The following is a 24,986-nucleotide window of genomic DNA, read 5'->3' as shown; positions in this document are numbered from 1 at the left end:
AAATGAAAAGAATTGCGATTCATGGATTTGGCCGTATCGGAAGACAGTTATTGAGGGTTGCGCTGGAAAATTCGTTGTTCGTCCCGGTGTCCATCTCCGATATTAGGGACGAGGAGACGCTGGCGGCATTGTTCGAGGTGGATACCAATTATAATCGCTGGCCGGAGCAGGTTCGCGGCGAGTCCGGGCATCTCCATATTGGCGAACATAACATCCCGTATATCAATTCATCGCAGGAGCTGCCCGACTGGAAGAGCCTGGAGGTTGATCTGGTCATTGAATGTACAGGGCGGGCTGTGACCCGCTCAGTAGCCCAGGCCCATCTCGATCGCGGCGCCAAAAGAGTGCTGGTCAGCGGCCCAAGCAAAAGTCTGGATGACTGTGATGCGGTATTGCTCAAGGGCATCAACCTGGATCGCTTTGATTCGGCGCAGCACAAGATCATTAGTATGGCGAGCTGCACGACCAATGCACTGGCTCCTGTCGTTAAGCTGGTGCGCGAAAACTTCGGTATAAAAAGCGGGGTATTCTCCACCGTGCATTCCTATACGAACACGCAATCCTTGACGGATCAGCCGATGAAGGCACGGCGTGATTCGTGGGCGGCAACGGAAAATATTATCCCGTCCTCCTCAGGAGCAGCCAAGGCGTTGAAATTTATATGGAATGACCTGCAAATTACAGGGAAAGCGTATCGGGTGCCGACGCGCACCGGCAGCGTCGCCGAGCTCAATCTGGTGACAGAGAAGCCATGCACAATTCAGCAAGTGAATGATATCTTCCGCTCTGCTGCCGCAGAGGGCCCATTGCAGGGCGTGCTCGATGTACTGGAGGAGGAGTGGGCTTCCTCGCGCATCGTCGGCGATCCTCATTCCTCGATCATTGACCTGCCCTTGACCCATGTGCAGGGAGAGATCTTATCTGTCGCCGCCTGGTATGACAATGAATGGGGCTATGCTACCCGTCTTGCCGAGGTGGCGGCAGAGCTGAGTCAGCGGGGATAGTCGTAGCTGGCTGCTTCCGGTCAAAGTTGGCGGGCAAGGAGCAGCCGCTATGAGGCAAGCGCTTGTGACAGCGATGTGGTTCGACCGAGTGGCGTCATGCCGCTATGCACCGCGCGCCGGGAGCTGCGCGCGGTACTTATGTGAGGCTGCCCTTAAAACGGGGGCTTGCTGGCGCTCCCCTATAAATGAAAAGCTCAAGAATGCAGCAAGGGTTATCCGCATTTTTGGGCTTTTCGTCTTTCACTATAAAGCTCGTGCGCCAGACGCAGCAGGAGGACGCTCCGCAAGGCCGCGATGATTTTTTTTGGCATACATATTGACGCCGAGACAAATTATGGGTAAGATCAATCTTGTTCGGTAATAGTAATAATTACTATTATAATTCTGGTGTCATTTATGGAACCGCAGGCTCGTCAAATTAGGTGGATGAGGGGAACCGCAATGAGACAGGAAATTGAGTTTGTGAAATGTGATCCAACACAGAACATGACGGTGCTGGTCAGCTCAGAGCATCCGTCTGAGTCTCGTTCATTTATCGCTGCCCGGCTAATGTCCTATGACCATGTGCATGCAGAGCAAGTAGGCTTCATCGGCGCTGCACACAGTCCCCAGGCCGCAGCCTCTCTACATATGGCAGGGGGAGAGTTCTGTGGCAATGCGTGTATGGCGCTGGCTGCTTGGATCGCATCCAGGCAGGAACTGTCGCCGGGAGGCGCGCTGGAGCTGTCCTTCGATTCCTCGGGGGCGGCACAGGCGGTTGCTTGCAGAGTCAGGAGGAGCGACAACCGGTATATATGCCGGGTTGCGATGCCGCCTCCTCGCACCATCGAACGCAGGACGTTCACCTATGAGGAGGAGCAACTGGAGGCGGTGCTGGTCAGTTATGAGCAGAGCTTTCATCTGATTCTGGAGGTGGAGCTGCTGGATGAAGCGGTCAGGCGCAAGGCGATGGCGCTGGCGAGGCTGCTCGGCATGGCGCCGGGCTCGAAGCTGGTCGGTATGATGCTCTACCGTCGCCAGACGAATGAATTGGAGCCATTGATCTACGTACCGGCGCTTGACAGTCTGGTATGGGAACGAGGCTGCGGGTCCGGTACAGCATCGCTTGGCGCATACTTGTCATGGAGCCGGGGGGAAGAGATCATAGCCCCAATCAAGCAGCCGGGAGGTGTCATTCATGTCTATGCGGATTGCTCCAAGGGTGAGGCCATGAGCATCGCCATAGAGGGAAGCGTGGGCATCGTGGCGCAAGGACGGGCTTTTGTCGAGATTAAGGCGCCAGAGCAGGGGCAGGCTCAGCTCTGCATGGCGGCTGGAGGGGAGAGACAAGGATGATAAGGGTTCATCGGCTGCAAGATGAAATCAAGCATTATGCCGATCGCTTCGCGGAGCTGGCGGCACGCTATGACGGAACGATCCAGCACAGCGCTGAGCTGGAGGGGACGATTAATGCTTACTCGGCATGGATTACAGATGAGCGAAATGTGCAGGCTTGGGGGCAACTGGAGCAGGAACTGGAGCTGGAGCAGGAACTGGGAACGGGGATGGAAATTAGCACTCCCCTGCATCAACTGACAGATGAGGTGCGGCGAAGCTCGGCAGCCTGCGTGGCGACGATGGAGAAGTATCGCGCGCTGAAGCTGCTGCAAGGCGAGGACGATATTGCAGGTTACTTTCACAATATCGAATCGTGCATCGAGCAGGAATTCGGCAGCTTTCGGGTAAGCTCTGACTCCACCGTGCTGCTGGTTGGCTCCGGCTCCTTCCCGATGACTCCGCTGCTGATCGCCAGAAGAACAGGCGCGCGGGTCATCGGAGTCGATATTGACGAGGAAGCGGTCACGCTGGGGCGCAAGGTGGTGGAGCGGCTGGGCGAAGGCCTGCCGATCCGGCTGGAGAACATACCAGCCGATCAACTGCCAGCAGCGCGCGAAGCGACGCATATTATCTTCAGTTCTACGGTGCCGATCAAGTATGAGCTGCTGGAGCGGATGTATGCTACGACCGACAGTGGAGTTGTCGTGGCGATGCGGTTCGGGAACAAGCTGAAGTCCTTGTTCAATTATCCAATGGAGCAGGTGGACGAAGATAAATGGCAGCTGGCGGATACACTGCTGCGCCCTGGACATATCTTCGATGTTGCATTGTACCGTAAGGCTAACGCAGCCCAGAGGGCAGAAGGAGCGGGCAAATGAGCGGCTTTGGTAATGTGTTAATTGCAGGTACTGGACCGGCGGCGGTTCAACTGGCGATTCTGTTCGGTAAAGAGCCGGGAAGTGCGGTTGCTATCGCGGGGAGAGACTCGGTACGGGCTGCCCCTTTCTTCTGTGCGATGCTGCAGAGCGGTAATCGGGTGCGAGCCGATGTGCAGAATGCACAGCATCAGGCGCTCGCGGGCGAATGTGTACTGGAGCGTGTCTTTCTTGGCTATGAGACGGTGGAGGGCGAGTGGGAGACTCTCATACTGGCAGTTGCCGCCAATGCGTATATCGAGGTATTAAGGTGTATGCCTGATGAGGTGCTGAGTCAGGTGCGCCGAGTCGTGCTGCTGTCGCCAACATTTGGCTCGAACCATCTGGTTTGCCATTACATCGCAGGCATTCAGCCAGAGGCCGAGGTGATCAGCTTCTCCACCTATTTGGGCGATACCCGCTGGGCTCAGGGCGAGCCATGTGAGCGTGTGCTGACCACCGGGATGAAGCGGAAGCTGTACGTTGGCTCCTCGTCGCCTGTCCGCTCGTCAGCGGTGGATCAGCTATGCAGGCTATATGGCAGCGCAGGCATGGTCATGCAGGTCTTGCCTGCTGCACTGGAGGCGGAGACCAGAAATATATCGCTGTATGTTCATCCGCCATTATTTATGAATGAATTTTCGCTGGACATTATTTTGGGAGAGGGTGTAGCGAGGAAGTTCGTCTACAAGATGTTCCCGGAGGGTCCGATTACACAGAAGTTGATCCGCGAGATGCTGTCGGGGTGGCGGGAGATAACAGCGATTATGGAGAAGCTGGGCATACCGGGCGTGAATCTGCTCCAGTTTATGACCGACGACAATTATCCAGTGAGACCGGAGAGCCTGTCGCGTGAGGATATTGAGCAGTTTATGGAGCTGGAGCCGATCCATCAGCAGTATCTTCTGTATGTTCGCTACACCTCGCTGCTGATCGATCCCTTCTCGGAGCCGGATGAGGACGGTCGTTATTTCGATTTTAGCGCGGTGCCCTTCCGCCAGATCTATAAAGATCGCGAGGGCTGCTGGGATGTGCCGCGAATGCCCAAGGAGGACTATTACCGGGTCAAGATCATTCAGGGCATCGCACAGTATGTGGAGGTGGAATGTCAAGTGATCGACCGGTTTATTGCCAGATATGAGCAAGCGTTGATGCAAGCGGCGAACAGGCTGCAAGGACAGCCCTTGTCGGATGCCTTTGCCGTACAGGATGTTGCCGAGGATGTGCGCCGTATATGTAACGGGCTCGGGGATCGACTGCAGGGCTCGCTGTCAGGGAGTTCATAGAAGCAGAACGAGAATTTATAAAAGCCCGATGAGGGCTCAGGGAAGCAGAGCAAGAATCACAGAGTAAGAAGCGTAGCGCAATTGACAGGCAAGTGAGAGTCAGGCTCGCAGGAGCCCATAGCAAAGGATAGGAACGAACTTGTGGTAATTACAGGAGGATGGAACCCGATGAGAAAATTAACGACACGATTAACCGTCCTGGTCATGACCATCGTCATGCTGGCTGGCTGCAGCGGCAACGTAGAGCAGGTGGGCAGCAACCATGGCAAAGGAGCGGACAGCAAGGGCGAGGCAGCCAACAGTGCACAGACGAGCAGCAGTGCTGCCGAGACTCCGGCTCAGGAGCTGGTATTTGCGATCTCCAAAGATATTAACGATATGAACCCGCACCTCTATCCGGGTCTGATGGCGGCACAGGGAATGGTCTATGAATCGCTGGTGGAGAACACCTCCGAGGGCATCAAGCCGCTGCTTGCCGAGAGCTGGGATGTATCCGAGGATGGGCTGGTCTATACGTTCCACCTGCGCAAGGGGGTCGTGTTCCACGACGGCGAGCCGTTCAATGCCGAGGCGGTGAAGCAAAATATCGAGGCGGTGCAGCGGAACGCTGCCAAGCACTCGTGGATCAAGCTGTCCACCAAGATCGTGAGCACGACCGTTCTCAATGAGCATACCGTTGAGCTGAAGCTGTCTGAGCCGTATTACCCGGCGTTGGAGGAGCTGTCGATGACCCGGCCGTTCGTCTTCATCTCACCCAAGGATTTCGTGAACGGCGAGACGAAGGATGGCGTGAGCGGGCATCATGGCACAGGCCCGTACAAGCTGATCGAGCAGAAGACTGACCAGTATGCCATCTTCGAGGCCAATGAGAGCTACTGGAATGGTGCGCCTAAGATCAAGAAGATTACGGCCAAGGTGCTGCCGTCCGGGGAGACCACCTATCTTGCCCTGAAGAAGGGAGAAGTGAATCTGATCTTCACGGATGACCGGGGGGCAGACAGCATCGATGTGGAGGCGATGAAGCAACTGGTCGATTCGGGAGATTACCAGTTGGTTCGCAGCGAGCCGATGAATACGAAGATGATTGTGGCGAACAGCAGCCGCAAGGAATCCCCTGTACATGACAAGGCGGTACGCGAAGCCATCTGGTACGCGATTGACCGCGAGATGCTGAGCAAGCAGATTTTCAGCGGGACAGAATCCCCTGCTAAGTCGCTCTTCTCCTCCAATGTGAACTATGCCCAGGTAGACTTGAAGCCAAGAGACTATAACCCGGAGCAGGCGAAGCAACTGCTGGAGCAGGCGGGCTGGCTGGCAGAGGGGGAGGGCGCTCGGACGAAGAACGGCGCACCGCTGGCGATGAAGCTGTATTTTGACATTAATTCCTCTACTCAAAAAACAGAGGCCGAATACTTGCAGAATGCGCTGAAGCAAATTGGCATGCAGATCGAGCTGGTTGGCGAGGAATCGAGCTCGATTGCGGGAAGAAGATCGTCCGGCGACTATGACTTGCTGTTTAACCAGACCTGGGGGCTGGCCTATGACCCGCAGAGCACGGTGTCGGCCTTTACCTCTGAGTCCTCCTACTATTACACCACCAGTGGAATCGAGCATGCCGATGAGCTATATCGCAAGATTGGCGAGGTGATGGTGACGAAGGATGAGGCGAGCCGCAAGGCGCTGTATGCGGATATATTGCGGACGGTGCATGATGAGGCGGTGTTCATCCCGCTGACTAACGGCAGCGTAACGGTGATTGCCTCCTCCAAGCTGCAGGGCATCGGCTTCAAGCAGACACAGTACGAGCTGCCATTTGAACGGATGTATGTGGAATAATCTGGCGAACTGGAATTCGCAGGACGGAGGAGAGGGCTATGATCAGATATATCATGAAGCGGCTGGCAACTGCGCTTCCACTGCTGCTGCTGGTATCCTTTGTGACATTTATGTTGAACGAGCTGTCCCCTGCGGACCCGGCCAGATCGGTGCTGCATGAGCAAGGCGTGCCGGTCATTACGGAAGAGCTGCTGGCCAGCACAAGGGCAGAGCTGGGACTCGATCGTCCGTTTCTTGTACGTTATCTGGATTGGCTGCTGTCCTGTCTGCGTCTGGACTTCGGCGCTTCGTATGTGTCGGGCAAGCCGGTCTGGTCACTGCTTGCTCCGGCCTTCGCGAATACATTCAAGCTGACGATAAGCTCTGCCGCTGCCATTATTGTGCTGTCGATCCTGCTCGGCGTGCTCTGCGCACGTAGAGAAGGGAGCTGGACAGACCGGCTGGTACGCGGCATCACCTTCCTGCTCGCCTCGATGCCGTCCTACTGGCTGGCTGCACTGCTGGTCTGGTATTTTGCTGCTCATCTGGACTGGCTGCCGACGAGCGGTCTGGACGGATACAGCAGCTACGTTCTGCCCGTGCTCGTCATTACTGTGGCCTATGCAGGCATTTATTTTCGGATGGTGCGCAGCTCGATGCTGAGCAATATGAATGAGGACTATGTTCTGTACGGGCGGGCGAGCGGTCTGCCCGAGCGGAAGATAGCGGCCCATATCATGCGGAATTCCTTGCAGGTGGCGATCTCTGTATTCGGAATGGCGATTCCGATCCTGCTGGGCAGCACGGTGGTCGTCGAGAATCTATTTGCCTGGCCGGGGCTGGGGTCGCTGAGCATCAAGGCGATTCTGAGCCGGGATTTCCCGGTCATTCAGGCTTATGTGCTGGTGCTGGCAGCAGCCTTCGTGCTGTTCAATGCGCTAGCCGATATTGTCAATGCAGCCCTGAATCCGAAGCTGCGGAAGGAGCTGTAGATGAGAGGATGGGAGCGTATCTTCAAGGATAAGCTGGCCGTGCTGTCGCTGGCGATTGTGGCCTCTGTCCTGGTGGCTGGCGTGTTCGCGCCATGGCTTGCGCCACATGATCCGGAGGAGGTGCACATGGAGCTGCGGTATGCGGGAGCCTCCTGGGCGTATTGGCTGGGCAATGACCATCTGGGCCGCTGCATCATGTCCAGACTGATCTATGGCATCCGTCCGAGCATACTTTGGGTACTGGCAGCACTGGGCGCTTCGGTGGCATTGGGTGCAGTGATTGGGCTCTTGGCTGGATATTTCCGCGGGCGCATCGATGCGCTGCTCATGCGAGTATGTGATGTCGTGCTGTCCTTCCCTGGCTATGTCATGACACTGGCGCTTGTCGGCATCCTCGGGGTCGGGTTGGAAAATATATTGCTGGCCTTCATCTTGACGAAGTGGGCCTGGTTCGCGCGGGCGATCCGCACGGCGGTCATGTCGTATGCGGAGGCGGACTATGTGAAGTATGCCCGTACATTGGGCATAGGTCATGTGCAGATTATATGGCGTCATCTCATCCCGGTGACGATGCCTGCTATTGCAGTGATTGCCAGCAGCGCCTTCGGCTCGATGGTATTGCAAATGAGCGGCTTTTCCTTCCTTGGATTAGGCGTACAGGCGCCGCAACCGGAATGGGGAATGATGCTGAGTGAAGCCAGAGAGGTCATGTTCTCGCGGCCGGAGATGATGCTGGCGCCAGGTATCGCGATCATGGTTGTCGTATCAGCGATCAATTTTCTATCCGATGCGCTGCAGACGGCGCTGGACCCGAAGCTGGCCGCTTCCAGGCAGCAGGCGCCGGGTCAGTCTACAGCTAGAGACGCCGAGGTGCGCGGGAAGGAGGTCGCATAGCATGGAGCAGACGGTGCTCGCAGTAAGCGGGCTGAGCGTGTGGGATAGTCTGACAGGCAAGCTGCTGGTGCAGGACAGCTCCTTCGAAGTGAAGCGCGGCTCCTGTCTGGCGATCATAGGCGAGAGCGGCAGCGGCAAGTCGGTCACCTGCCGTGCGGTCATGCGGCTCAACAGACAGGCGCTGCGTCAGGAGGGTGAGATTGTGCTGAGCGGGGTCAATCTGTCGTCTCTGCCGGAGCACGAGCTGCGCAAGAAGCGGGGCAAGCAGATGTGCATGATCCTGCAGCATGGGATGCGTGCCTTCGATCCGTCCTGTGTTGTCGGTGTCCATCTGCGCGAGACGATGGCGGAGCATCTGGGGCTGGGGCGTGAGGAGACGACCGCCCGCCTCAAGCGGGCGATGGAGGCGGTACTGCTCAAGGACCCGCTTACCGTGATGAATCAGTATCCCCACCAACTGTCGGGCGGGATGCTGCAGCGTATAATGATCGCGCTGGCGCTGGTGCTGGAGCCGGAGCTGATCATTGCCGATGAGCCGACGACGGCGCTGGACGCCATCGCGCAGTATGAGGTGCTGGAGCAATTCGTTCGCCTGCGGGAGAGGCTCGATTGCTCGATGCTGTTCGTCTCGCATGATCTGGGCGCGGTGCGCAAGGTAGCTGATGAACTGCTGGTGATGCGTCATGGCGAGATCGTGGAGCGAGGTGATCTGCAGGAGCTGATGTCAGGCCGCCGTCCTGTCCATCCCTATACACGTGAGCTTATCGATGCCAGACAGACGCTGCAGCGCCATTTCACACAGATGATGGGGGGTGGCTCATGATGCTGAAGGTCGAGCAGGTGGAGAAGTCATACCCGGTGGGTGGACTGTTCTCGCGGAGACAGCAGCAGGTGCTGCATGGCATCAGCCTGGAGTGCGGCTATGGAGAGTGTGTCGGCATCATCGGGGCAAGTGGCAGCGGCAAGTCGACACTGGCCCGGCTCATGCTGGGCATCGAGAAGCCCGATCGTGGGACAGTGCGGTTCGCGGGACGGGAGGTGTCGCGCCGTGAAGCGCGCGGCGGGCGGATCAGCGCTGTCTTCCAGGATTACACCTCCTCGATGAACCCGTTCTATACGGTCGAGCAGGTGCTGCTGGAGCCGCTTCGCTACCAGAGATCGTCTGCTGAGGCTAGGGGCGTGCAGGGGGGAGTGACAGCGGCAGTGGCGGAGCGGTCGGATGGCGCAGAGCTGCCTCGGATGGGAGCAGCGAAGCCAGGAGGCGATGTCCCCTGGGCAGAGCAACAGCTTCGTGGTGAGCGAGCGGTCATCCGACAGGTTGCGAGTACACGGGGCTGGAGCATGACGGGCAGCAAGGTGCGCCCGCGGGGCGGTAAGAGCTGGGCGGGTGCTGACAGGCAAGCGATGCTGGAGCAGATCGACGGCCTGCTTCACGAGGTGGGGCTGGATGCTTCCTATCGCAGCAAATATCCGCATGAGCTGTCCGGCGGACAGGCACAGCGAGTATGCATCGCCCGTGCGTTAGCGACCGATCCGTCCTGCATCGTGCTGGATGAGGCGGTCAGCTCGCTCGATGGCTCCGTGCAGCTACAGGTGCTGGAGCTGCTGAAGCGGCTGCGACAACAGTACGGCATGAGCTATATATTCATCACGCATGATCTGCAGGCGGCAGCTTATCTGTGCGACCGGGTCGTTATTATGCATCAGGGGCGGGTGGAGGAGACGGTCGCAATCAGCCAGCTTCGCGACGTCAAGTCCGAGTATGCGCAGCGGCTGCTGCAGGCTGTCCTGATATAGCAGGGTGGGTGTCATGGAATGAAGAGAGGCGGTGGGCATCGTGAGAGGGGCGCTGTCATGGCCTTTTGTCCGATTGTATCTATTAACCTTGTTTTATTTTAGCGCCAACGCGATCTTGAATGTCATCATCCCGCTCAAGGGAGAGGCGCTTGGCGCAAGCAACGCCGAGATTGGCATGGTGATGGGGGCGTACCTGTTCACGACGATGCTGCTGCGCCCGTGGGCGGGGCAGGTGATCGGGCGGCATGGCGCCGTGCGGGTGCTGAGGCTGATCCTGGCAGTAAATGGGGTGGCGCTGGTGCTGTATCCCTTCACCGGGCTGGGCGGCTATCTGGCGGCACGGATGCTGCAGGGCGTGTGCACCGCATTCTTCTCGATGGCGCTGCAGCTTGGCATCATCGACGCCTTGCCGGAGCAGGAGCGGTCGCAGGGCATCTCCATGTATTCGCTATGCGCCTCGATGCCGGGCATTATCGGCCCGTTGCTGGCGCTGGGCATGTGGGAGGCGAGCGACGGGAGCGCCTTCACCTGGTCGATGCTGGGGCTGGCGCTGCTCACTGGTGCGATCGGCTACAGCGCCACGCTTGGCGGCAGCCGTGCGGCGAACGGCTCCGCCAGTGTGATGCAGCAGAGGGAGGCGATGCAGCAGGGAGAGGCAGCGCAGCGGGAGGCACAGCAAGTGCCTGTTGCGGGGGGGGCCGCTGTGCGATCGGCTGCTGCGAGCGTGGCAACCGGGAAGTCACCGGCTGCGAGCGTGCACATCAGGCAGTCGTGCGGTGATGGAGCGACTGACGAGCGCAGCGAGCGGACATCCGCTGCGTCGGTGCCCGCGCCACCCGCGACCCCCGCTGCTGGCGCGTCTGCACCGCCAGCAGCCTCGCTGCGCGGCTCCTTCGGCGAGCTGGTGCGCAATCCGCACCTGTTCAAGTGCAGCGTGCTGATGCTGACCGCATCGGTGGTGTTCGGGGCGGCGACGATCTTCATTCCGCTGTATGCATCGCAGGTTGCAGACGGCAGCGCCGCGCTGTTCCTGATGCTGCAGGCCGCGGTGGTGGTGGTCGCACGCTTCACGCTGCGCAAGCGCATCCCGTCGGACGGCAGATGGCATCACGGGTTCATCATGAAGGTGATGCTGCTGTTGAGCGCTGCGGCACTCTGCGTCAGTCTGGCGGCCTGGGGCGGGGCTGTCCTGTTCTATGCAGGCGCACTGCTGATGGGGCTTGCTCAGGCGCTTCTCTATCCGGCTCTGACGACCTATCTGTCCTTCGTGCTGCCCAAGGCAAGCCGCAATGTGCTGATGGGACTGTTCATCGCGACCGCCGACCTGGGCGTATCGCTAGGCGGCATGATGATGGGGCCGCTGGCCGATCTGCTCTCGTATTCGTGGATGTACGGGCTATGTGCCCTCGCTGGAGCCGTGATGGTGGGCTTTGCATATGACCACAAGGGCCGGCTGGCCGGAGCGGCGGGATAGCGGCGGGGAATAAACGGCTACAGGCGTGGTCGGCAATATAGCATTGAAGGCAAGGTCAAGGCATGTCAGGTTGCAACATAAGGTGCTTTCCCATGACGGGAGGGCGCCTTTTTTGATCGTTAAGTACGTCTAGGAGGACGGCAGCCGTTGTCGCTTGGATGATCATCTGTATGTATTTTACTTTAAAATCAATTATTTTGTATAAATGTAAAGGTATTTGTTGGATCATGTCGAAGTGGAATAAAGCTCCAGGGACATGTTCACTAAGTCTTAAGTAGCAGTTGAAAGGGGAGAGGATGATGACGGGTCAGGTGAAGGAAGAACAGGAGATCGAGGTGTTTATCGGAGCAAGAGACCTGAAGGATGAGGTCAAAAACATCATGCCGACCTATGATTTGATGCTCAAGCAGATTGAGCAGATTCGCGATACGAGCCGCGCCAGCGCGGGCGGCAGACACAATAGATATAACAAGAGCATTAATAACACGATCGGCATCTTCGGGGCAAGGGGCATGGGGAAAAGCTCGGTCATGTTTACGCTCATCAATCATCTGAATCCTCCGCAGCCAGTGCAGCGCGACAGGCCCCTGATTTCTCCCAATCTCGTGCTGGATATTATCGAGCCGGATCATTTTGGCGATAATACGAAAATTATGGGCTCGATCGTCGGTCTATTGAACAAGACAATGGAGGAGCAGTTGAGGGCCATCAAGCATCATGTCTTGAATAACCCCAAATCTACGGAGTTTGAGGACTACTTCACGAAGGGAGTGCTCCGCCCGAACAACGCATTGAAGAGCGCCATGAATGCATTAATCGAGTATCATCTGTACACGGAAAATGAATATCGCAAAATCCTGGTGCATAACTATGACGACCTGGCCACTCATATACGCAAGTCCGAAAAGCTGCTGACCCCTGACATTGAGTTCAAGGCAAGGCTCGACAAGCTGATCTCCTTGCTGGTGTACAATCAGAGGAAATTGCTGGAGAAGCCTTACATCGACCAGGAGCCGCTTATTTTCCTGTTTATTGATGATATTGATCTGAAAATGACGCGCAGCAGAGAGCTGATGGAATCGATATTGCAGTATGCGAACCATCCTAATATCATTACGGTGCTCTCTGGTGATTATACGATATTGCAGGAAGCGATCACGCTAGCGCTGATTCAGGATGAGAATCTCAGACATAGCAATATCAGCGTGGATTTTCAGGTCGAAGAGATGCCCCTACACAAAAGAAAGTTAAAGCTGGCTCACGAATATTTGAAGAAGATTATTCCGCCAGCCAGACGGCATAATCTGCTGGAATGGAACAATAACACGATTCCTCAGTTTGCGTTCGATCAATGGACGCTAATTAGCCAGTTGGCGCGCCTGTTTGGAGATAACAGTGTGTTCAGCTATGCCAACGATCAAGACGAAGAGCCTCGCCTTGTACCATTATCACAGAGCTATAGTATATTTGACCGCACTCCACGGGGAATCGTCAATGTGTACTATCACATCCATGAGATACTTGGGCGATACAGGAACCTATTTAGTCATGAAGAACGGAGTGCGAAGGAACGGAAAGAGAAGTTTAATCTTGTCAAATCGTTAGTCGACACCATCATACTGTCCTCTACGAAGCTGACAGAGCAGCAGCGGCATATTATCGGAAAATATGTTCAATGGGGGCAGGACGCACAAAATACTTATCTTGACTACTCTATATTAGACGCTATAACGACTCATATCACCAGCTCTAATGAACAAAAAGAAGAAAGTGTGCTATTGTCCTTAATCATCGTGGGTGAAATTATCCTTGCCTTATTGAATGATGTTCGATGCAATGATGCTCAGATCCAAAACCAGATGAGAGTGAAGGCGATCAAAGAAATCTTGCAGTTGGATCAGGATGTGAGACCTAATAAATATGGTCACATCGTTATGAGCCTGCTTGATTACATCAAGTTTGATAATTCCTTGTACTTTGCACATCTGCTCCTGGGCCAAAAAGGCTGGTTGACAGACAGTCTCACGAATAGCTATGTTGCCGAGCAGCATAATCGATGGATGCTGAAGCATATTAATCAGCTTACCAGAGCAGGCCGGGAAGAAAATCTGCTGTCCTGGCTGTACCAGGAGCAATATTATTGTGCGAAGAATAAGCTCAAATTTGAGTATGACCATGTATTGAATTTCATATCGGATACCAGTGTGACGAATGAGGATCATATCTACTATCAAACCTTATACGGATACCCTTCGGAGGAGGCGTCCTGGGGAAATATTACTATTTGGAATATTAATACCAGCTATGCGTTGGATGTGTTTATTAATACAATTGTTGAAATTCAGAGATGGGATGAGGATCAATTTTTGGAGGTAATGAAACAACTAGCAATACATCATCCGCAGGATAACCAGCCGGTCTCATTGAAGCTAGCCAAGGTCATACGAAGTCTGATGAAATCGCAACAAGCGGACCCAAGCAAAGAACTGACGACTGCACAAATTACGACGATAAATAAATGGGTTACGGCTTATTATAAGGAACTATTTGACACGATCAGACTGAGAATCCGTGAAGGGAGGTACCAGATTGAATGGTTAGATAAGAGGACGGTTGAAACAGCTCTTGAGGCATTCAAAACAGGGTTTTCAGGTTTAACAGAGACGACCATATATGCAAAGACTCAAGCTGCTGTCCGAAATGTAAATATAAATGATATTGATTTTACTAGCTATCAAGAATTACTCAGTAAAGTAGGCGGTCTATCCAGCAACAGCTATGTCTGGTATGGAAGGCTGGAAGCCAGAAGGCTGCTGCAGGTGTTGAAGGAGCAATCGTATGTTGCGGTGTCGAGCTTTGACCAGCATGAATTTTGGGTGCTTCGCCATCTTCGGTATTACTTGGAGCAAGTTAACCATAGCAAGCTGCCGAAGAAGGATCATCAATCTGAACAAATAAAAAAGGAGATGCAACAGAAGCTGGAGGATGGATTCCGGCAAGCGATGAATACGGTCTCCGCTGATCTGAATGATCTCGGTCTTGACCTTGATGAAGACGAGGAGCCGACCGGTGACGCTTGACCACATGCAGCTCATGCTGCACACTGCCTTTTTCCCTTTTAAGGATCTGTCATTTGAGGGACAGCAGGAGCTGATCAAGGTGGCAGAGCTGTCCCACTTCAGCAGGAAGGGAGCAATGGATGCGCGCAAGGCGCTGCTGAACAAGCTGCACCCCATCGTGCTTGCAGAATGCTCGCCCTCCAGCCTGGATGAGATCAACCTGATGGTGGAGAAGTTTCACCCGTATCTGTTCAAGCCGTATTTTGAAGGAATCGAGGAACCATCAGAGATAGAAGGAAGACTGTATCAGCATTATCTGGAGCTGATCCGAGAATTTACGCGTGCATTGTTGTCGCATCGGGATGGAGAGATGGTGTTCAAGTATTGGAACCATGAACAGCAGAGCGGGGACGCCATGTTTCGCGATGTATGGCGGGCCTATGAGGAGCTGGACAAGGTGCATATGTTCAGTACGTTGAGCCGATTGCTTCCCATTGATCTGTTCGTTGCGACGTACTATGCGGTGAACGGCCTCCATGAGCCGCATCAGTTGGACGGATGGTACCAGCACATTAATTTGGCCGATGCGCCGTTGCACGATGTACTGCAGCAGGGCATTGCAGAGAATCACATCCATGCGAGTGCTGCCTTTACGTTTACGATGCTGTGGGAGCGGTGCATGAACTTCAACGGTGACTTCAGCCGTTCGGCGGTAGGGACATATCTGGCGAACTTCCGTCCTTCCCATAGCTGCAAGTCGGAGCAAGTGAGGGAATACATGCTGACTGCCCAGATCATTCGTTTCGTGTTGGCGCTCTATATGCGTCTTGACGAGGATATTGCGATCAGCCGCTGGCTCAGGCAGAGTATGAGGCGCGATTATCCTCTAGTGCGTACAGCCCTGTTCGGCGAGGAAGGCTTCCTGTCGATCGAAGAGCTGAAGCTAGTGCTGGAAAATCTGCAGAAGGAGTTCATCGGTCATATCGGCGAGAACGGAGCCGACTGGATGAGCTATATCTTACAGGAGTATAAGCCGTTTCATACCTATGGAGAAAATATGTTGATGCATAAGCTGATGATTTTCGTGATGAAGCGGCAAGGCAAGGGTGGAGTGCGGCAGCAGGATCATGAGCTATGGCATCTGATGTTTCGTTACTTGTGCATCAAAAATGAGTTCTACCAGCAGGTGAATCAATCAAATGCCGTGCAGGGCTTGGATCATTTTCGCCAATATTTCGACCGGGCGACAGATGGATTCGACTCCCAGGATCACTACTATTATCGAGATATGCTGCGCAATCTGTTCCAGAACCCTTATCTGAGGAAGGTGGAGCTGCGTCTGTCCATTGCGAGCAGCGTGGCTGCCAACCGAACGAGAATTCGCAGCATCCTTCAGGCATACCGCGATATTTTGACAGAGGATTACAATGTCGAGCTGGATCGGGAAGTGGATTTTCCGCGGGTAAGTCTGGTCTATCACTTGATCAAGCAGGAGGATCACATTGCGAAGGATTGGCAGGAATATGAGAAGACCGGGAAGCCCGAGCATCTGTATTACGGTCGGATTCAGCAGAACTATATTGAGAAGGTGCGGCACATGCTGAAGCTGCGGAACAACATCCCATACCTGTCCAACTTCATCGTTGGGCTCGATGCTGCCAGCCTGGAGAATAATACGCCGATTCATGTGTTCGCTCCTGTGTTTGAAGCGGCGCGCAACAGTGACCATGATCGCAAGGTGATGGTGGATCGGGACGGCAAGCGTTCGAGACAGCAGAGCTTGTTTTTTACATTTCACGCGGGCGAGGATTTTCGCCATCTGAATTCCGGCTTGCGGCGGATTGATGAGGTCATTCATTACTGCAAATTTCATTCCGGGGACCGGATCGGTCATGGCATTGCCCTTGGCGTATCGGTTGAGCGCTGGGTACAGGAGCATTCGCAGGTTGTGCTGCCCCGCGGCGAATATTTGGACAATCTGTTATGGGCATGGGGCGTGTATACCCGCTCGACAGAAGTGAACTTCAAGACCTACTCCTACTTGCAGCATAAGATTCACGAAGTGGCCAAGGATATCTTCGGCGAAGCTGTCTACGACTACTCTATCGAAATGCTCTACGAGTCGTACCAGAGGAGGTTTCTACCTGTCGCGGCCAGTGTTCAGCAGGAAATTACCCGTTTCAGGGACTGGGAGCGCAAGGAGCAGCGTTCCAGACAATCTGTTCTCTCTGACGTCCTGCTGTCCTATCATGATCAGGCGTATCTCCAGAAGCAGCGGGAGCCTGTCTTTGTAAGGGCGACGGATCTGGAGAAGGAGATTGTTATGGATATGCAGCGTTATGTCAGGCGTATCGTTGCAGACAAGGGGATTGTTGTAGAGGTTAATCCCTCCTCGAACTTTGTCATTATGGACATGCAGGCATGGACAGAGAATCAGTTTTTTCAGATACAGCAGCAGGATCAGGACATTCCTGACATCATCATCAACGTCAACACGGATGATCCGATCGTGTTTAACACGAATATCAGCAATGAATTGGCTTATCTGTATTATGGCATGCTTCATCGCGGAATCGGGAGGAGCGAAGCACTGAAATGGATTGAGCAGGTGCGAAGATCAGGGATGGACACCTCATTTATTCGGGATAACATCAGCAATTATGAATACGTGGAGCAGCTCGATTGCCTTCTGGCATCGCTGCATGATCCTGATTATTGTGAAGATGTCTAAGGGGGAAGAGTGGTGGAATTTGCGCCGTCATCCCATAAGAGTGAATGAAATATATGAAATAGTTATTTATGGAAATTATTCACACAAACAAGCTGCGTGGGCATATATCATGATCATCACATATTTGAAGGAGATGTTCCTGTATGGCAATGCCACCGGTTTTGGCACCACTCATTTTACCAACGGATATTCAAAATGAAATCAATCTAGGTCGAACAAATCATTTTTACAGATCAAACATTCCCGGATTTGGTACAGTTATTTGGCAATTATTGAGTTTTACCCCACCTGCTCCAACTGATCCCATCGGGGCAGGGAGTGTAAGAATGAACATCATGGCTCCTAATGGAGCAGTTCAATATCCAAATATGGTCGTTACGAATCAGGACATTACTGGATTACAGTACCTTGGTCCAACTTTTCCTGTAACACAACCACCTACAGGAGGGGGCACTGGTGGGGCAGGTGGAGGTTGGCCAGGAGGCGGAGGTTGGCCAGGAGGTGGAGGTTGGCCAGGAGGTGGCATTTTAATTCCTTTGGGAAGAGCATATACAACCCCTCAAGGATATATTGTCATTACACCTTGACGGGTTCTCTGTCTAAAGGCTGGGGTATCTCAGATCATCGAAACTCGCAACCTCGTTTCTCCCTGAAGGCTACGCTCAAGTTTTAAGCAGGAGCTGTGGTCATCGTTCCGCAGCAATCCCCCCGAAACCATGCGATTATCAATGGAAATCTGCCACAATAGAGCAGCCGTGTTTGTTAGCGGCTGCTCTATTGGCGTGCAGGCTGTAGACGAGCGGCTTACACCCAGGAGAGCAAAAGGTGCTGTATTTGTCAAAATACACTTATTTCCACGCCTATACAAATATGATAGCATAGTGGATGAGTACGCTTTCACTTAAGGTAGGAAAGGAGCAGGATGAGCATGATGAATGTTCTGCTGGTAGATGATGAGCCTTGGGTGCTGGAGGGCTTGCGAACCATGATTAATTGGAACGGCTATGGCTTTCAAATATGTGGAGAGGCGTCCAATGGAACGGCTGCGTTGTCGCTTATCGATCAACTGCGGCCAGAGCTGGTGCTGACGGATATTAATATGCCGTCCGTCAACGGGCTGGAGCTGATTCAACAATCCAATCAGAGATTTCAAAGCCCGCCGCAATTTATTATACTGAGCGGTTATGACAGCTTCGAGTACGCGAAGACGGCGCTCCAGCAGCGGGTAGCCGAATATGTGCTCAAGCCGATCGATGAGGAAGAGATTGAGGCGGCTCTCGCCCGCATGAGCCGTAAAATTCACGAGGAGCGCGCCGCTGAGCTGCATCAGAGCAGAGAGCGAAGCGTATATACGCAGCAACTGCTTCATCGCTTCCTACAGGGAGAGGCTGGCGGGGAATTGGAGCGGCAGGCAGCTAGTATGCTTCAATTGACGAATGAGCAGCCGTTGACATGCTTGCTGGTGGCCGGAGCAGCCGATCCGGTTAAGGCACAGCATACATTGCAGGCGCTGCTGCCGGAATTGCCCGACCGGACGTTCGTGGATCATGAGGGGCGGGTGGGTGCGATCCTTCCGATCGCCGAGCTGTCTTCCCACCTTCTGGAGGAGTGTGCCGCCAGGCTGTATGAGCAATTATTCGCTGACCAGAGCGAGCCCATCGTTGTAGGTGTCAGCGGCAGCAGTGCCGGCCTGCGCAGGATACATAACTTGTATGTTCAAGCTTCGAATCTAATTGAATGGAAACGCCATCAAGGACGAGAGGGCATCGTCTTCGCTGCTGAGGTCGAGCTGTTAGCGGGAGAGCGGCAGCAAGCTGCGGCTAAGGAGGCGTATCGGGAGCTGCTGGAGCAGATGAATGAGCTGCGGCCTGAGCAACTGGATGCTGCCCTCAACCAACTGCTCACCCTGATGGCGGCATTGCGGCTGAACCAGGAAGAGCTGCGGGCGCATATCGCACATCTGGAGCTGAACATCTGCCGCCGGATTGCGAAGCTGCACGGCAAGGTGGATAATTTCATGCAGAAGCTGCATCAGCAATGTGGCTCGATGCAAGCGATGGACAGCATGGCAGGGCTGCGCTCTTATGTGCGTGTGCTATGCACGGAGGCCGCAGCCGAGCTGGCGAGGCTGGCCTGCTCCAACGAGGGCAGTACCATTATTCAATTAGTTCAATATGTAGACCGCGAATTCCGCAGCAAGCTGCAGCTTCAGGAGCTGGCTCAGATGTTCCATATGAACACCACATATCTCGGGCAACTGTTCAAGCGTCAGACGGGCAAGTCGTTCCGTGAATATCTGAACGACCTGCGTCTGGAGGAGGCGAAGCGACTGCTGAAGCTGACGCGCATGAATGTATCAGAGGTTGCCCAGCAGGTGGGCTACCACAATACGGATTATTTTATATCGCTGTTCAAGAGCAAGACGGGCACAGTCCCCTCCGTGTTTAAGAAGCAGTTGTAGAGCAGGGCAGAAACAACCTATGAGCAGGACGGTGCTGAAGTGAGAAGAAGAACAGTTCGGTTCAGCGGGATCATCAATGATATTCCATTGAATTATAAGTTTTTGTTAATTTTTGTAATCGGAATACTGCTTCCGATTATTGTCATTAATCTGATGTTCATGGATCGCATGTCCAATCTGATCACAGAGCGTGAGGAGCAGAATCTGCAAATTTCACTGGAGCGTGCAAGAAAGGATATTCATAACTTTATTGACGGCGGGGTGGCTGTCAGCCATGCGCTGAACACAGACAAGACGTTATATGAGATGTTAGAGCGTAGGTATGAGAGCCCGATCACGTTCTATGATACCTTTGATGAGCAACTGCGGCACCGGGTGAACAGCTATATTCCGGTCAATAGCCAGATTCTGAGAATCAGAGTCTATACGGATAATACAACGATCGTGCCGGGCAGCAGCTACTATAATCTGAGTAATAAGGTCAAGTCTAGCGAGTGGTATAAGCTATGGAAGCAATCCTCTGATAAGGTAGTGGTAGGCGCTTATACTGAAACAAGAATTAGCGATATGGCGGTAACCAGTCCCTATCTCAGTGTTATGGAGCAATTGGATTCATTTGATGGACTGAATACCTATGAGAAACTCGCCCGCATTGATCTGGATCTGGACAAAATCTATGATGTGATCGTCCGTGAGCGAGATTACTTGACGTTGTATCTGGTCGATAAGCATAATCGTATTATCGTCTCGGCGGACAAGACGCTGAGTGGAGGAGAACAGCAGGCGTATCCGGTCTTTGAGCTGCCGCAGGAGGCGGATTCTGACGTTCATGTCGTCTCCATTGGAACAGCCAGCTATGTGAAGGGCTGGAAGCTGATCGGGGTGCCACAGGGAACCCGGCTCAGCAAGGCGACACGGGATATGCAGATGTTTGTGTTCATGCTTGCAGCAGGCATGGCTTTATTTGCCTCGGGCTTTATCTATATGATGCTCCGTTCTTATAATTACCGGGTAAAACGGCTGTCCCGTCATATGCATAAGGTCACCAATGAGAAGTTCGATCTGATCCGCATGGATGAGGGACGCGACGAGATCGGTGGACTGATCCAGTCCTTCAATATGATGACCGCACGTATGAATTCATTGATTAACAATGTATACAAGCTGGAGATTCAGAAGAAGAGTCTGGAGATGGAGCAGGTGCGGGCAGAGCTGAATGTACTGCAGAGCCAGATGAATCCGCATTTTCTCTTCAATACGCTCAATGCGATTCTGGTTGTCTGTACGAAGAACAACTATACGGATGTCACCGATATTATTAAGAGTCTATCCAAGCTGCTGCGGCGGTTGCTCAGTTGGAAGGAGGACCTCGTTACGGTGCAGGAGGAGCTTCGTTTTCTTGAGATGTATCTCAAGATCGAAAAGTTCCGTTTCCGGGATAAATTTGAATATGAGCTGGACATTGACCCGCAGGCGCTGCAGTACAAGATTCCTAAGATGAGTATTCAGCCGTTAGTGGAAAATGCATGCAAGCATGGGCTTCAGGCCGTGGAAGGGCTGGGCACCGTACAGATTAGTGTGAAGTTTATCGAAGGTCGATTAGGGGTAACCGTGGAGGATAACGGCATCGGGATGACAGAGGAGAAGCTGGCTGAGATTACGCAGGCGATGAGCAGCGAGAATATGACCGGAAGCAGTATCGGTATTCGCAACGTCTTCCGGCGACTAGAGCTATATTATGATGATCAGGTGAAGTTCAGCATTATGAGTGAATGGAACGAGGGGACTCGTGTGTCCTTCGAGATTCCGATGAAGCTGATGGAGCAGAGCAAGGAGGGACTGTCATGAGATTGAGGGTATTGCTAATTGATGATGAGCCGGGTGCTCTGGAAGGCATGCAGCTGTGGATTGATTGGGAAGGGCTGGGCTACGAGGTGTGCGGCATGTGCGGCAACGGAGCGGAAGGCTTGCAGATGATCGAGCAGCTTCAACCGGACGTGGTGCTAACCGATATTAACATGCCGGTCATGAATGGCCTGGAGATGATTAAGCGGTGGCAGGAGCAAGGAGAGCGTCCGGTTCGCTTCGTCATCCTGAGCGGGTACAGCGAGTTTGAATATGCCCGCAAGGCGCTGCGATATAATGTAACCCATTACCTGCTCAAGCCGATGGATGAGGAGGAGGCGGAGCGGGAGCTGCGCAGCATCTACATGGAGCTGCGGCAGGAGGCGGAGCAGCGCCGCATCCGTGATGCAGCGCTTTGGGAGCAGACGCTGCGTGTGCTGCAGGAGGCGGTTGTTCGTCCGCCTGTGGGCATGGCGGAGCAGCAGCTTCTGGAACGGCTGTCTAGCAGCAGGCAGGAATGGCAGGTGTGTCTCGTTCAGACAGAGCGGAGCGATTACGATTGGGCGAGAGAACGTGCAACGGAGCGGCTGAGCAGCCAGGATGGAATCTATGTGCTGCATATGAATGCCGGCCAGTTCGTGATTGTACGGGGAGGCTCGCATGCAAGCGAGCAGCCGGGCACCGCCTGGCATATCATCAACGAATTGGCGCATGAGTATGCAGACCGGCCCATTCAGATCGCGCGAGGAGGCGCTGTGCCGTCCCTGAGTCAACTGCATCATAGCTATGCGGAAGCGAGAGAAGCGCTCCGCGATACCTTCTACTGCCCCGGCGCTGCCGGGGCTATTGCTTATCGAAGGGATGGCGGCGCTCCGATTCTTAACCAATATGATCAGACGGAGCTGATCAATAAGCTGCTGTCCGCACTCATGCTGCTGGATACCGCTGCCTTCCATGCAGCCGTCGAGGAGGCGGCTAGCTTGTTCCGCAGTCAACGAGTCGCGCCGGAGATTGTGAAGAAGGTCGTCATCCATCTATGGTACGAGATGGATGATTATGTGCGTGAGCATGGTCCCAAGGAGGCGGAGCTGCTGCTGCAGGAGCCGGATATGCCAGGAGCAGTGGAATCGTTGCTCAGGCTGGAGACATGTATGGAGCGCCTCCTTGCTTGGGGAGAAGCATGTATCGGACTCCTGCTGAAGGAGCAGAAGGGCAAGCTGCAGGGGACGGCTCAGGACATTAACGATTACATCAAGGAGCATTACAGAGAGGCGCTGACGATCAAGCGGCTGTCTGAGGTTTTTTACCTGCATCCAGCGTACCTGGGCCAATTGCTGATTAAGAAAAATGGCATCAGCTTTAACGAATTGCTCCATAATCTGCGGATTGAAGAGGCTGAGGAGCTGCTGCGCATAGGGAAGTACACCAATAGCGAGGTGTCCGAGCTGGTAGGATATACGAGCTACAGTCAGTTTTTGAAGCAGTTCGAAAAGCGGTTTCATATGTCTCCTAATGAATACAAAAACAGGAACTAATATTTTTTGGGAAAAAGCTTTAATTGCGGAGTAGTTCCAACACGCGGTCATTATTACAATGAAGACAGATGCTTGAAAGGGGTTACAACCACCTGTAGCAGAACATAATGGAGGTGCTTTTCATGGGGGAAAAGAAAATATCACTCTTTCGCATGAGCTTGCTGATGCTGCTGGCATTTAGCGTTGTGCTGGCAGGCTGCTCAAGCAATAAGGGGAGTACAGGAAGCAGCGGAGAAGGGAATTCCGTAGACGGAACAGAGCCATTTGAGATTTCAGTGTACATCGGGGAAGCCGGCCAACAGCCGACACCGGATAACAAGGTGTATAAGAAGATTAAGGATGAGCTGGGCGCGAGCTTCAAGTTCGAGTTTCTCGCAGGAGAGAGCAACCAGAAGCTGGGCGTTATGATCGCAGGCTCTGATTACCCGGATATGATGACAGGGAATACGAAGCTGGTTTCTGCCGGTGCCTATATCCCGCTGGAGGATCTGATTGAGCAGCATGCGCCTAATCTGAAGAAGCATTACGCTAAATACTGGAATATGATGAAGGACCCGAGTGATGGCCATATCTATATCCTTCCGAACTATGGCGCATACAACGGTGAAGTAACGAGCAGTTGGTACTCAGGTCCGGCATTCTGGATTCAAAAAGCAGTGTTGGCGGAGTTTGGATACCCTAAAGTAAAGACGTTGGATGAGTACTTCGATCTGATTGAGAAGTATAAGGAAAAATATCCGACCATTGATGGTAGCCCGACGATCGGCTTTGAGATTTTGAACAACGACTGGAGAACCTGGGGGCTGCTTAACCCGCCTCAGCATCTGATTGGACATCCAAATGATGGCGGCGTCGTTGTAAAAGATGGCAAAGCCGAAATTTTCGCAGATAAGGATTATGCGAAGCGATACTATCAGAAGCTGAATGAAATCAACGCCAAGGGCTTGCTCGATAAGGAAGCCTTCACGCAAAACTATGACCAATACATGGCCAAGATTTCCAGCGGAACAGTGCTTGGCATGTTCGACCAGCACTGGAGCTTCCAGGCCGCAGAGGATTCCCTGACGACGCAGAAGAAGCTGGAGAGAACCTATGTCGGATTGCCGGTCGTATTCGATGAAAGCACGAGGGATCACTATCGGGATCGTCCGGCGCTGAACGTGAACAACGGCTTTGGCATTAGTGTAAACGCTAAAAATCCAGAGCGTATCATCAAGCTGCTGGATCGTCTGATGGAAGAAGATTGGCAGAGAACATTGAGCTGGGGATTTGAAGGCGAGGATTATATTGTCAACGAGGAAGGCCGCTTTATGAAAACCCAGGAGCAGAGAGACAAGTTCACCGATGCAACCTGGAAGCTGGCGAACAAAGCAGATAGTCTGTATAGGTTTGCTCCTAAGATGGAGGGCTACTTCAGCGATGGCAACGCCACGGATGGAAGCGCTCAACCGGAGGAGTACAGAGCGTCCCTGAAGCCATATGATGTGGAGTTCCTGGACAAATACGGGTATGACAGCTATGTGGACTTCTTCAGCGCTCCGCCTGAGAACCCCGTCTACTATCCGGCATGGTCCGTTGACTTGGTAGAGGGCTCGGAAGCGAAGGTGGCTAACACGAAGATGACCGATCTGTCGACGAAATTCCTGCCTAGGGTCATTCTTGGAAGTGCGGCAGACTTCGATAAAACATGGAACGAATATGTCTCAGAGATGGGCAAGATTAACGTGAAAGCTTACGAGGATCGGATTAACGAGGTACTGCAATGGCGTATTGAAACATGGACAGTCAAATAAGGATGTAATCAGAGAGTGGGAGGCGTGATCCGCCTTCCACTTTCAGAAATTTGGGTGCGTGGGGAGAAC

Annotated in this window: 17 protein-coding genes; all 17 read left to right on the top strand. The window is 53.6% G+C overall.

Features of this window, described 5'->3' with window-relative positions; all coding sequences use genetic code 11:
* Positions 1–2 precede the first annotated feature (2 nt).
* Positions 3–1,004, top strand: a complete 1,002-nt coding sequence (locus tag ACY1JZ_RS00340) for a type I glyceraldehyde-3-phosphate dehydrogenase (protein ID WP_462627536.1) — start codon at positions 3–5, stop codon at positions 1,002–1,004.
* 441 nt (positions 1,005–1,445) lie between these two features.
* Positions 1,446–2,339 (top strand): histidine racemase CntK family protein, encoded by an 894-nt coding sequence (locus tag ACY1JZ_RS00335; RefSeq protein WP_462627534.1) that lies wholly within the window; start codon positions 1,446–1,448, stop codon positions 2,337–2,339.
* Positions 2,336–3,199 carry a class I SAM-dependent methyltransferase gene (locus ACY1JZ_RS00330; RefSeq protein WP_270168850.1) on the top strand — a complete coding sequence of 288 codons (864 nt, stop codon included), beginning with the start codon at positions 2,336–2,338 and terminating at the stop codon, positions 3,197–3,199. Before ACY1JZ_RS00335 ends, ACY1JZ_RS00330 begins: the two co-directional genes overlap by 4 nt.
* Positions 3,196–4,521: an opine metallophore biosynthesis dehydrogenase gene (locus ACY1JZ_RS00325; RefSeq protein ID WP_462627533.1), complete on the top strand. Its 1,326-nt coding sequence runs from the start codon at positions 3,196–3,198 to the stop codon at positions 4,519–4,521. The genes ACY1JZ_RS00330 and ACY1JZ_RS00325 overlap by 4 nt, the downstream gene beginning before the upstream one ends.
* A gap of 168 nt (positions 4,522–4,689) precedes the next feature.
* The gene (gene cntA / locus ACY1JZ_RS00320) at positions 4,690–6,357 is read left to right on the top strand and encodes a staphylopine-dependent metal ABC transporter substrate-binding lipoprotein (RefSeq protein ID WP_462627532.1); all 1,668 of its coding nucleotides are present in this window, start codon (positions 4,690–4,692) and stop codon (positions 6,355–6,357) included.
* Positions 6,358–6,395: 38 nt separating this feature from the next.
* Positions 6,396–7,328, top strand: coding sequence for a nickel/cobalt ABC transporter permease (gene opp1B, locus ACY1JZ_RS00315; protein WP_270168854.1), 933 nt, complete (start codon positions 6,396–6,398; stop codon positions 7,326–7,328).
* Positions 7,329–8,222 carry a staphylopine uptake ABC transporter permease subunit CntC gene (cntC, locus tag ACY1JZ_RS00310; protein WP_270168856.1) on the top strand — a complete coding sequence of 298 codons (894 nt, stop codon included), beginning with the start codon at positions 7,329–7,331 and terminating at the stop codon, positions 8,220–8,222.
* A gap of 1 nt (position 8,223) precedes the next feature.
* Entirely contained in the window at positions 8,224–9,045 is an 822-nt protein-coding gene (gene cntD / locus ACY1JZ_RS00305) for a staphylopine uptake ABC transporter ATP-binding protein CntD (protein ID WP_462627530.1), read from the top strand.
* Positions 9,042–10,019 (top strand): ABC transporter ATP-binding protein, encoded by a 978-nt coding sequence (locus ACY1JZ_RS00300; RefSeq protein WP_462627529.1) that lies wholly within the window; start codon positions 9,042–9,044, stop codon positions 10,017–10,019. The genes cntD and ACY1JZ_RS00300 overlap by 4 nt, the downstream gene beginning before the upstream one ends.
* A 40-nt stretch (positions 10,020–10,059) precedes the next feature.
* A complete protein-coding gene (gene cntE, locus ACY1JZ_RS00295; RefSeq protein ID WP_462627528.1) occupies positions 10,060–11,493 on the top strand; it encodes a staphylopine family metallophore export MFS transporter CntE in 1,434 nt (477 codons plus the stop codon).
* A gap of 299 nt (positions 11,494–11,792) precedes the next feature.
* Positions 11,793–14,573, top strand: coding sequence for a P-loop NTPase fold protein (locus ACY1JZ_RS00290; protein ID WP_462627526.1), 2,781 nt, complete (start codon positions 11,793–11,795; stop codon positions 14,571–14,573).
* Complete coding sequence (locus ACY1JZ_RS00285) at positions 14,563–17,283, top strand: hypothetical protein (RefSeq protein ID WP_462627524.1); 2,721 nt, start codon at positions 14,563–14,565, stop codon at positions 17,281–17,283. Before ACY1JZ_RS00290 ends, ACY1JZ_RS00285 begins: the two co-directional genes overlap by 11 nt.
* A 143-nt stretch (positions 17,284–17,426) precedes the next feature.
* A complete protein-coding gene (locus ACY1JZ_RS00280) occupies positions 17,427–17,870 on the top strand; it encodes a hypothetical protein (protein ID WP_462627522.1) in 444 nt (147 codons plus the stop codon).
* 341 nt (positions 17,871–18,211) lie between these two features.
* Positions 18,212–19,744 (top strand): response regulator transcription factor, encoded by a 1,533-nt coding sequence (locus ACY1JZ_RS00275; RefSeq protein WP_462627521.1) that lies wholly within the window; start codon positions 18,212–18,214, stop codon positions 19,742–19,744.
* 39 nt (positions 19,745–19,783) lie between these two features.
* Positions 19,784–21,592: a sensor histidine kinase gene (locus ACY1JZ_RS00270; protein ID WP_462627519.1), complete on the top strand. Its 1,809-nt coding sequence runs from the start codon at positions 19,784–19,786 to the stop codon at positions 21,590–21,592.
* Positions 21,589–23,124, top strand: coding sequence for a response regulator (locus tag ACY1JZ_RS00265; RefSeq protein WP_462627518.1), 1,536 nt, complete (start codon positions 21,589–21,591; stop codon positions 23,122–23,124). Before ACY1JZ_RS00270 ends, ACY1JZ_RS00265 begins: the two co-directional genes overlap by 4 nt.
* A 122-nt stretch (positions 23,125–23,246) precedes the next feature.
* Positions 23,247–24,917 (top strand): ABC transporter substrate-binding protein, encoded by a 1,671-nt coding sequence (locus ACY1JZ_RS00260; protein ID WP_462627512.1) that lies wholly within the window; start codon positions 23,247–23,249, stop codon positions 24,915–24,917.
* Positions 24,918–24,986 lie beyond the last annotated feature (69 nt).

This window comes from Paenibacillus sp. J5 (genome assembly GCF_054955055.1).
This window is presented reverse-complemented; position numbering and strand designations above follow the sequence as displayed.

Excerpts from the sequence above, each read along its gene's own strand:
- ACY1JZ_RS00340 (WP_462627536.1), top strand. The coding sequence starts at position 3 with ATGAAAAGAATTGCGATTCATGGATTTGGCCGTATCGGAAGACAGTTA.
- ACY1JZ_RS00335 (WP_462627534.1), top strand. The coding sequence starts at position 1,446 with ATGAGACAGGAAATTGAGTTTGTGAAATGTGATCCAACACAGAACATG.
- ACY1JZ_RS00330 (WP_270168850.1), top strand. The coding sequence starts at position 2,336 with ATGATAAGGGTTCATCGGCTGCAAGATGAAATCAAGCATTATGCCGAT.
- ACY1JZ_RS00325 (WP_462627533.1), top strand. The coding sequence starts at position 3,196 with ATGAGCGGCTTTGGTAATGTGTTAATTGCAGGTACTGGACCGGCGGCG.
- cntA (WP_462627532.1), top strand. The coding sequence starts at position 4,690 with ATGAGAAAATTAACGACACGATTAACCGTCCTGGTCATGACCATCGTC.
- opp1B (WP_270168854.1), top strand. The coding sequence starts at position 6,396 with ATGATCAGATATATCATGAAGCGGCTGGCAACTGCGCTTCCACTGCTG.
- cntC (WP_270168856.1), top strand. The coding sequence starts at position 7,329 with ATGAGAGGATGGGAGCGTATCTTCAAGGATAAGCTGGCCGTGCTGTCG.
- cntD (WP_462627530.1), top strand. The coding sequence starts at position 8,224 with ATGGAGCAGACGGTGCTCGCAGTAAGCGGGCTGAGCGTGTGGGATAGT.
- ACY1JZ_RS00300 (WP_462627529.1), top strand. The coding sequence starts at position 9,042 with ATGATGCTGAAGGTCGAGCAGGTGGAGAAGTCATACCCGGTGGGTGGA.
- ACY1JZ_RS00290 (WP_462627526.1), top strand. The coding sequence starts at position 11,793 with ATGACGGGTCAGGTGAAGGAAGAACAGGAGATCGAGGTGTTTATCGGA.
- ACY1JZ_RS00280 (WP_462627522.1), top strand. The coding sequence starts at position 17,427 with ATGGCAATGCCACCGGTTTTGGCACCACTCATTTTACCAACGGATATT.
- ACY1JZ_RS00275 (WP_462627521.1), top strand. The coding sequence starts at position 18,212 with ATGATGAATGTTCTGCTGGTAGATGATGAGCCTTGGGTGCTGGAGGGC.
- ACY1JZ_RS00265 (WP_462627518.1), top strand. The coding sequence starts at position 21,589 with ATGAGATTGAGGGTATTGCTAATTGATGATGAGCCGGGTGCTCTGGAA.
- ACY1JZ_RS00260 (WP_462627512.1), top strand. The coding sequence starts at position 23,247 with ATGGGGGAAAAGAAAATATCACTCTTTCGCATGAGCTTGCTGATGCTG.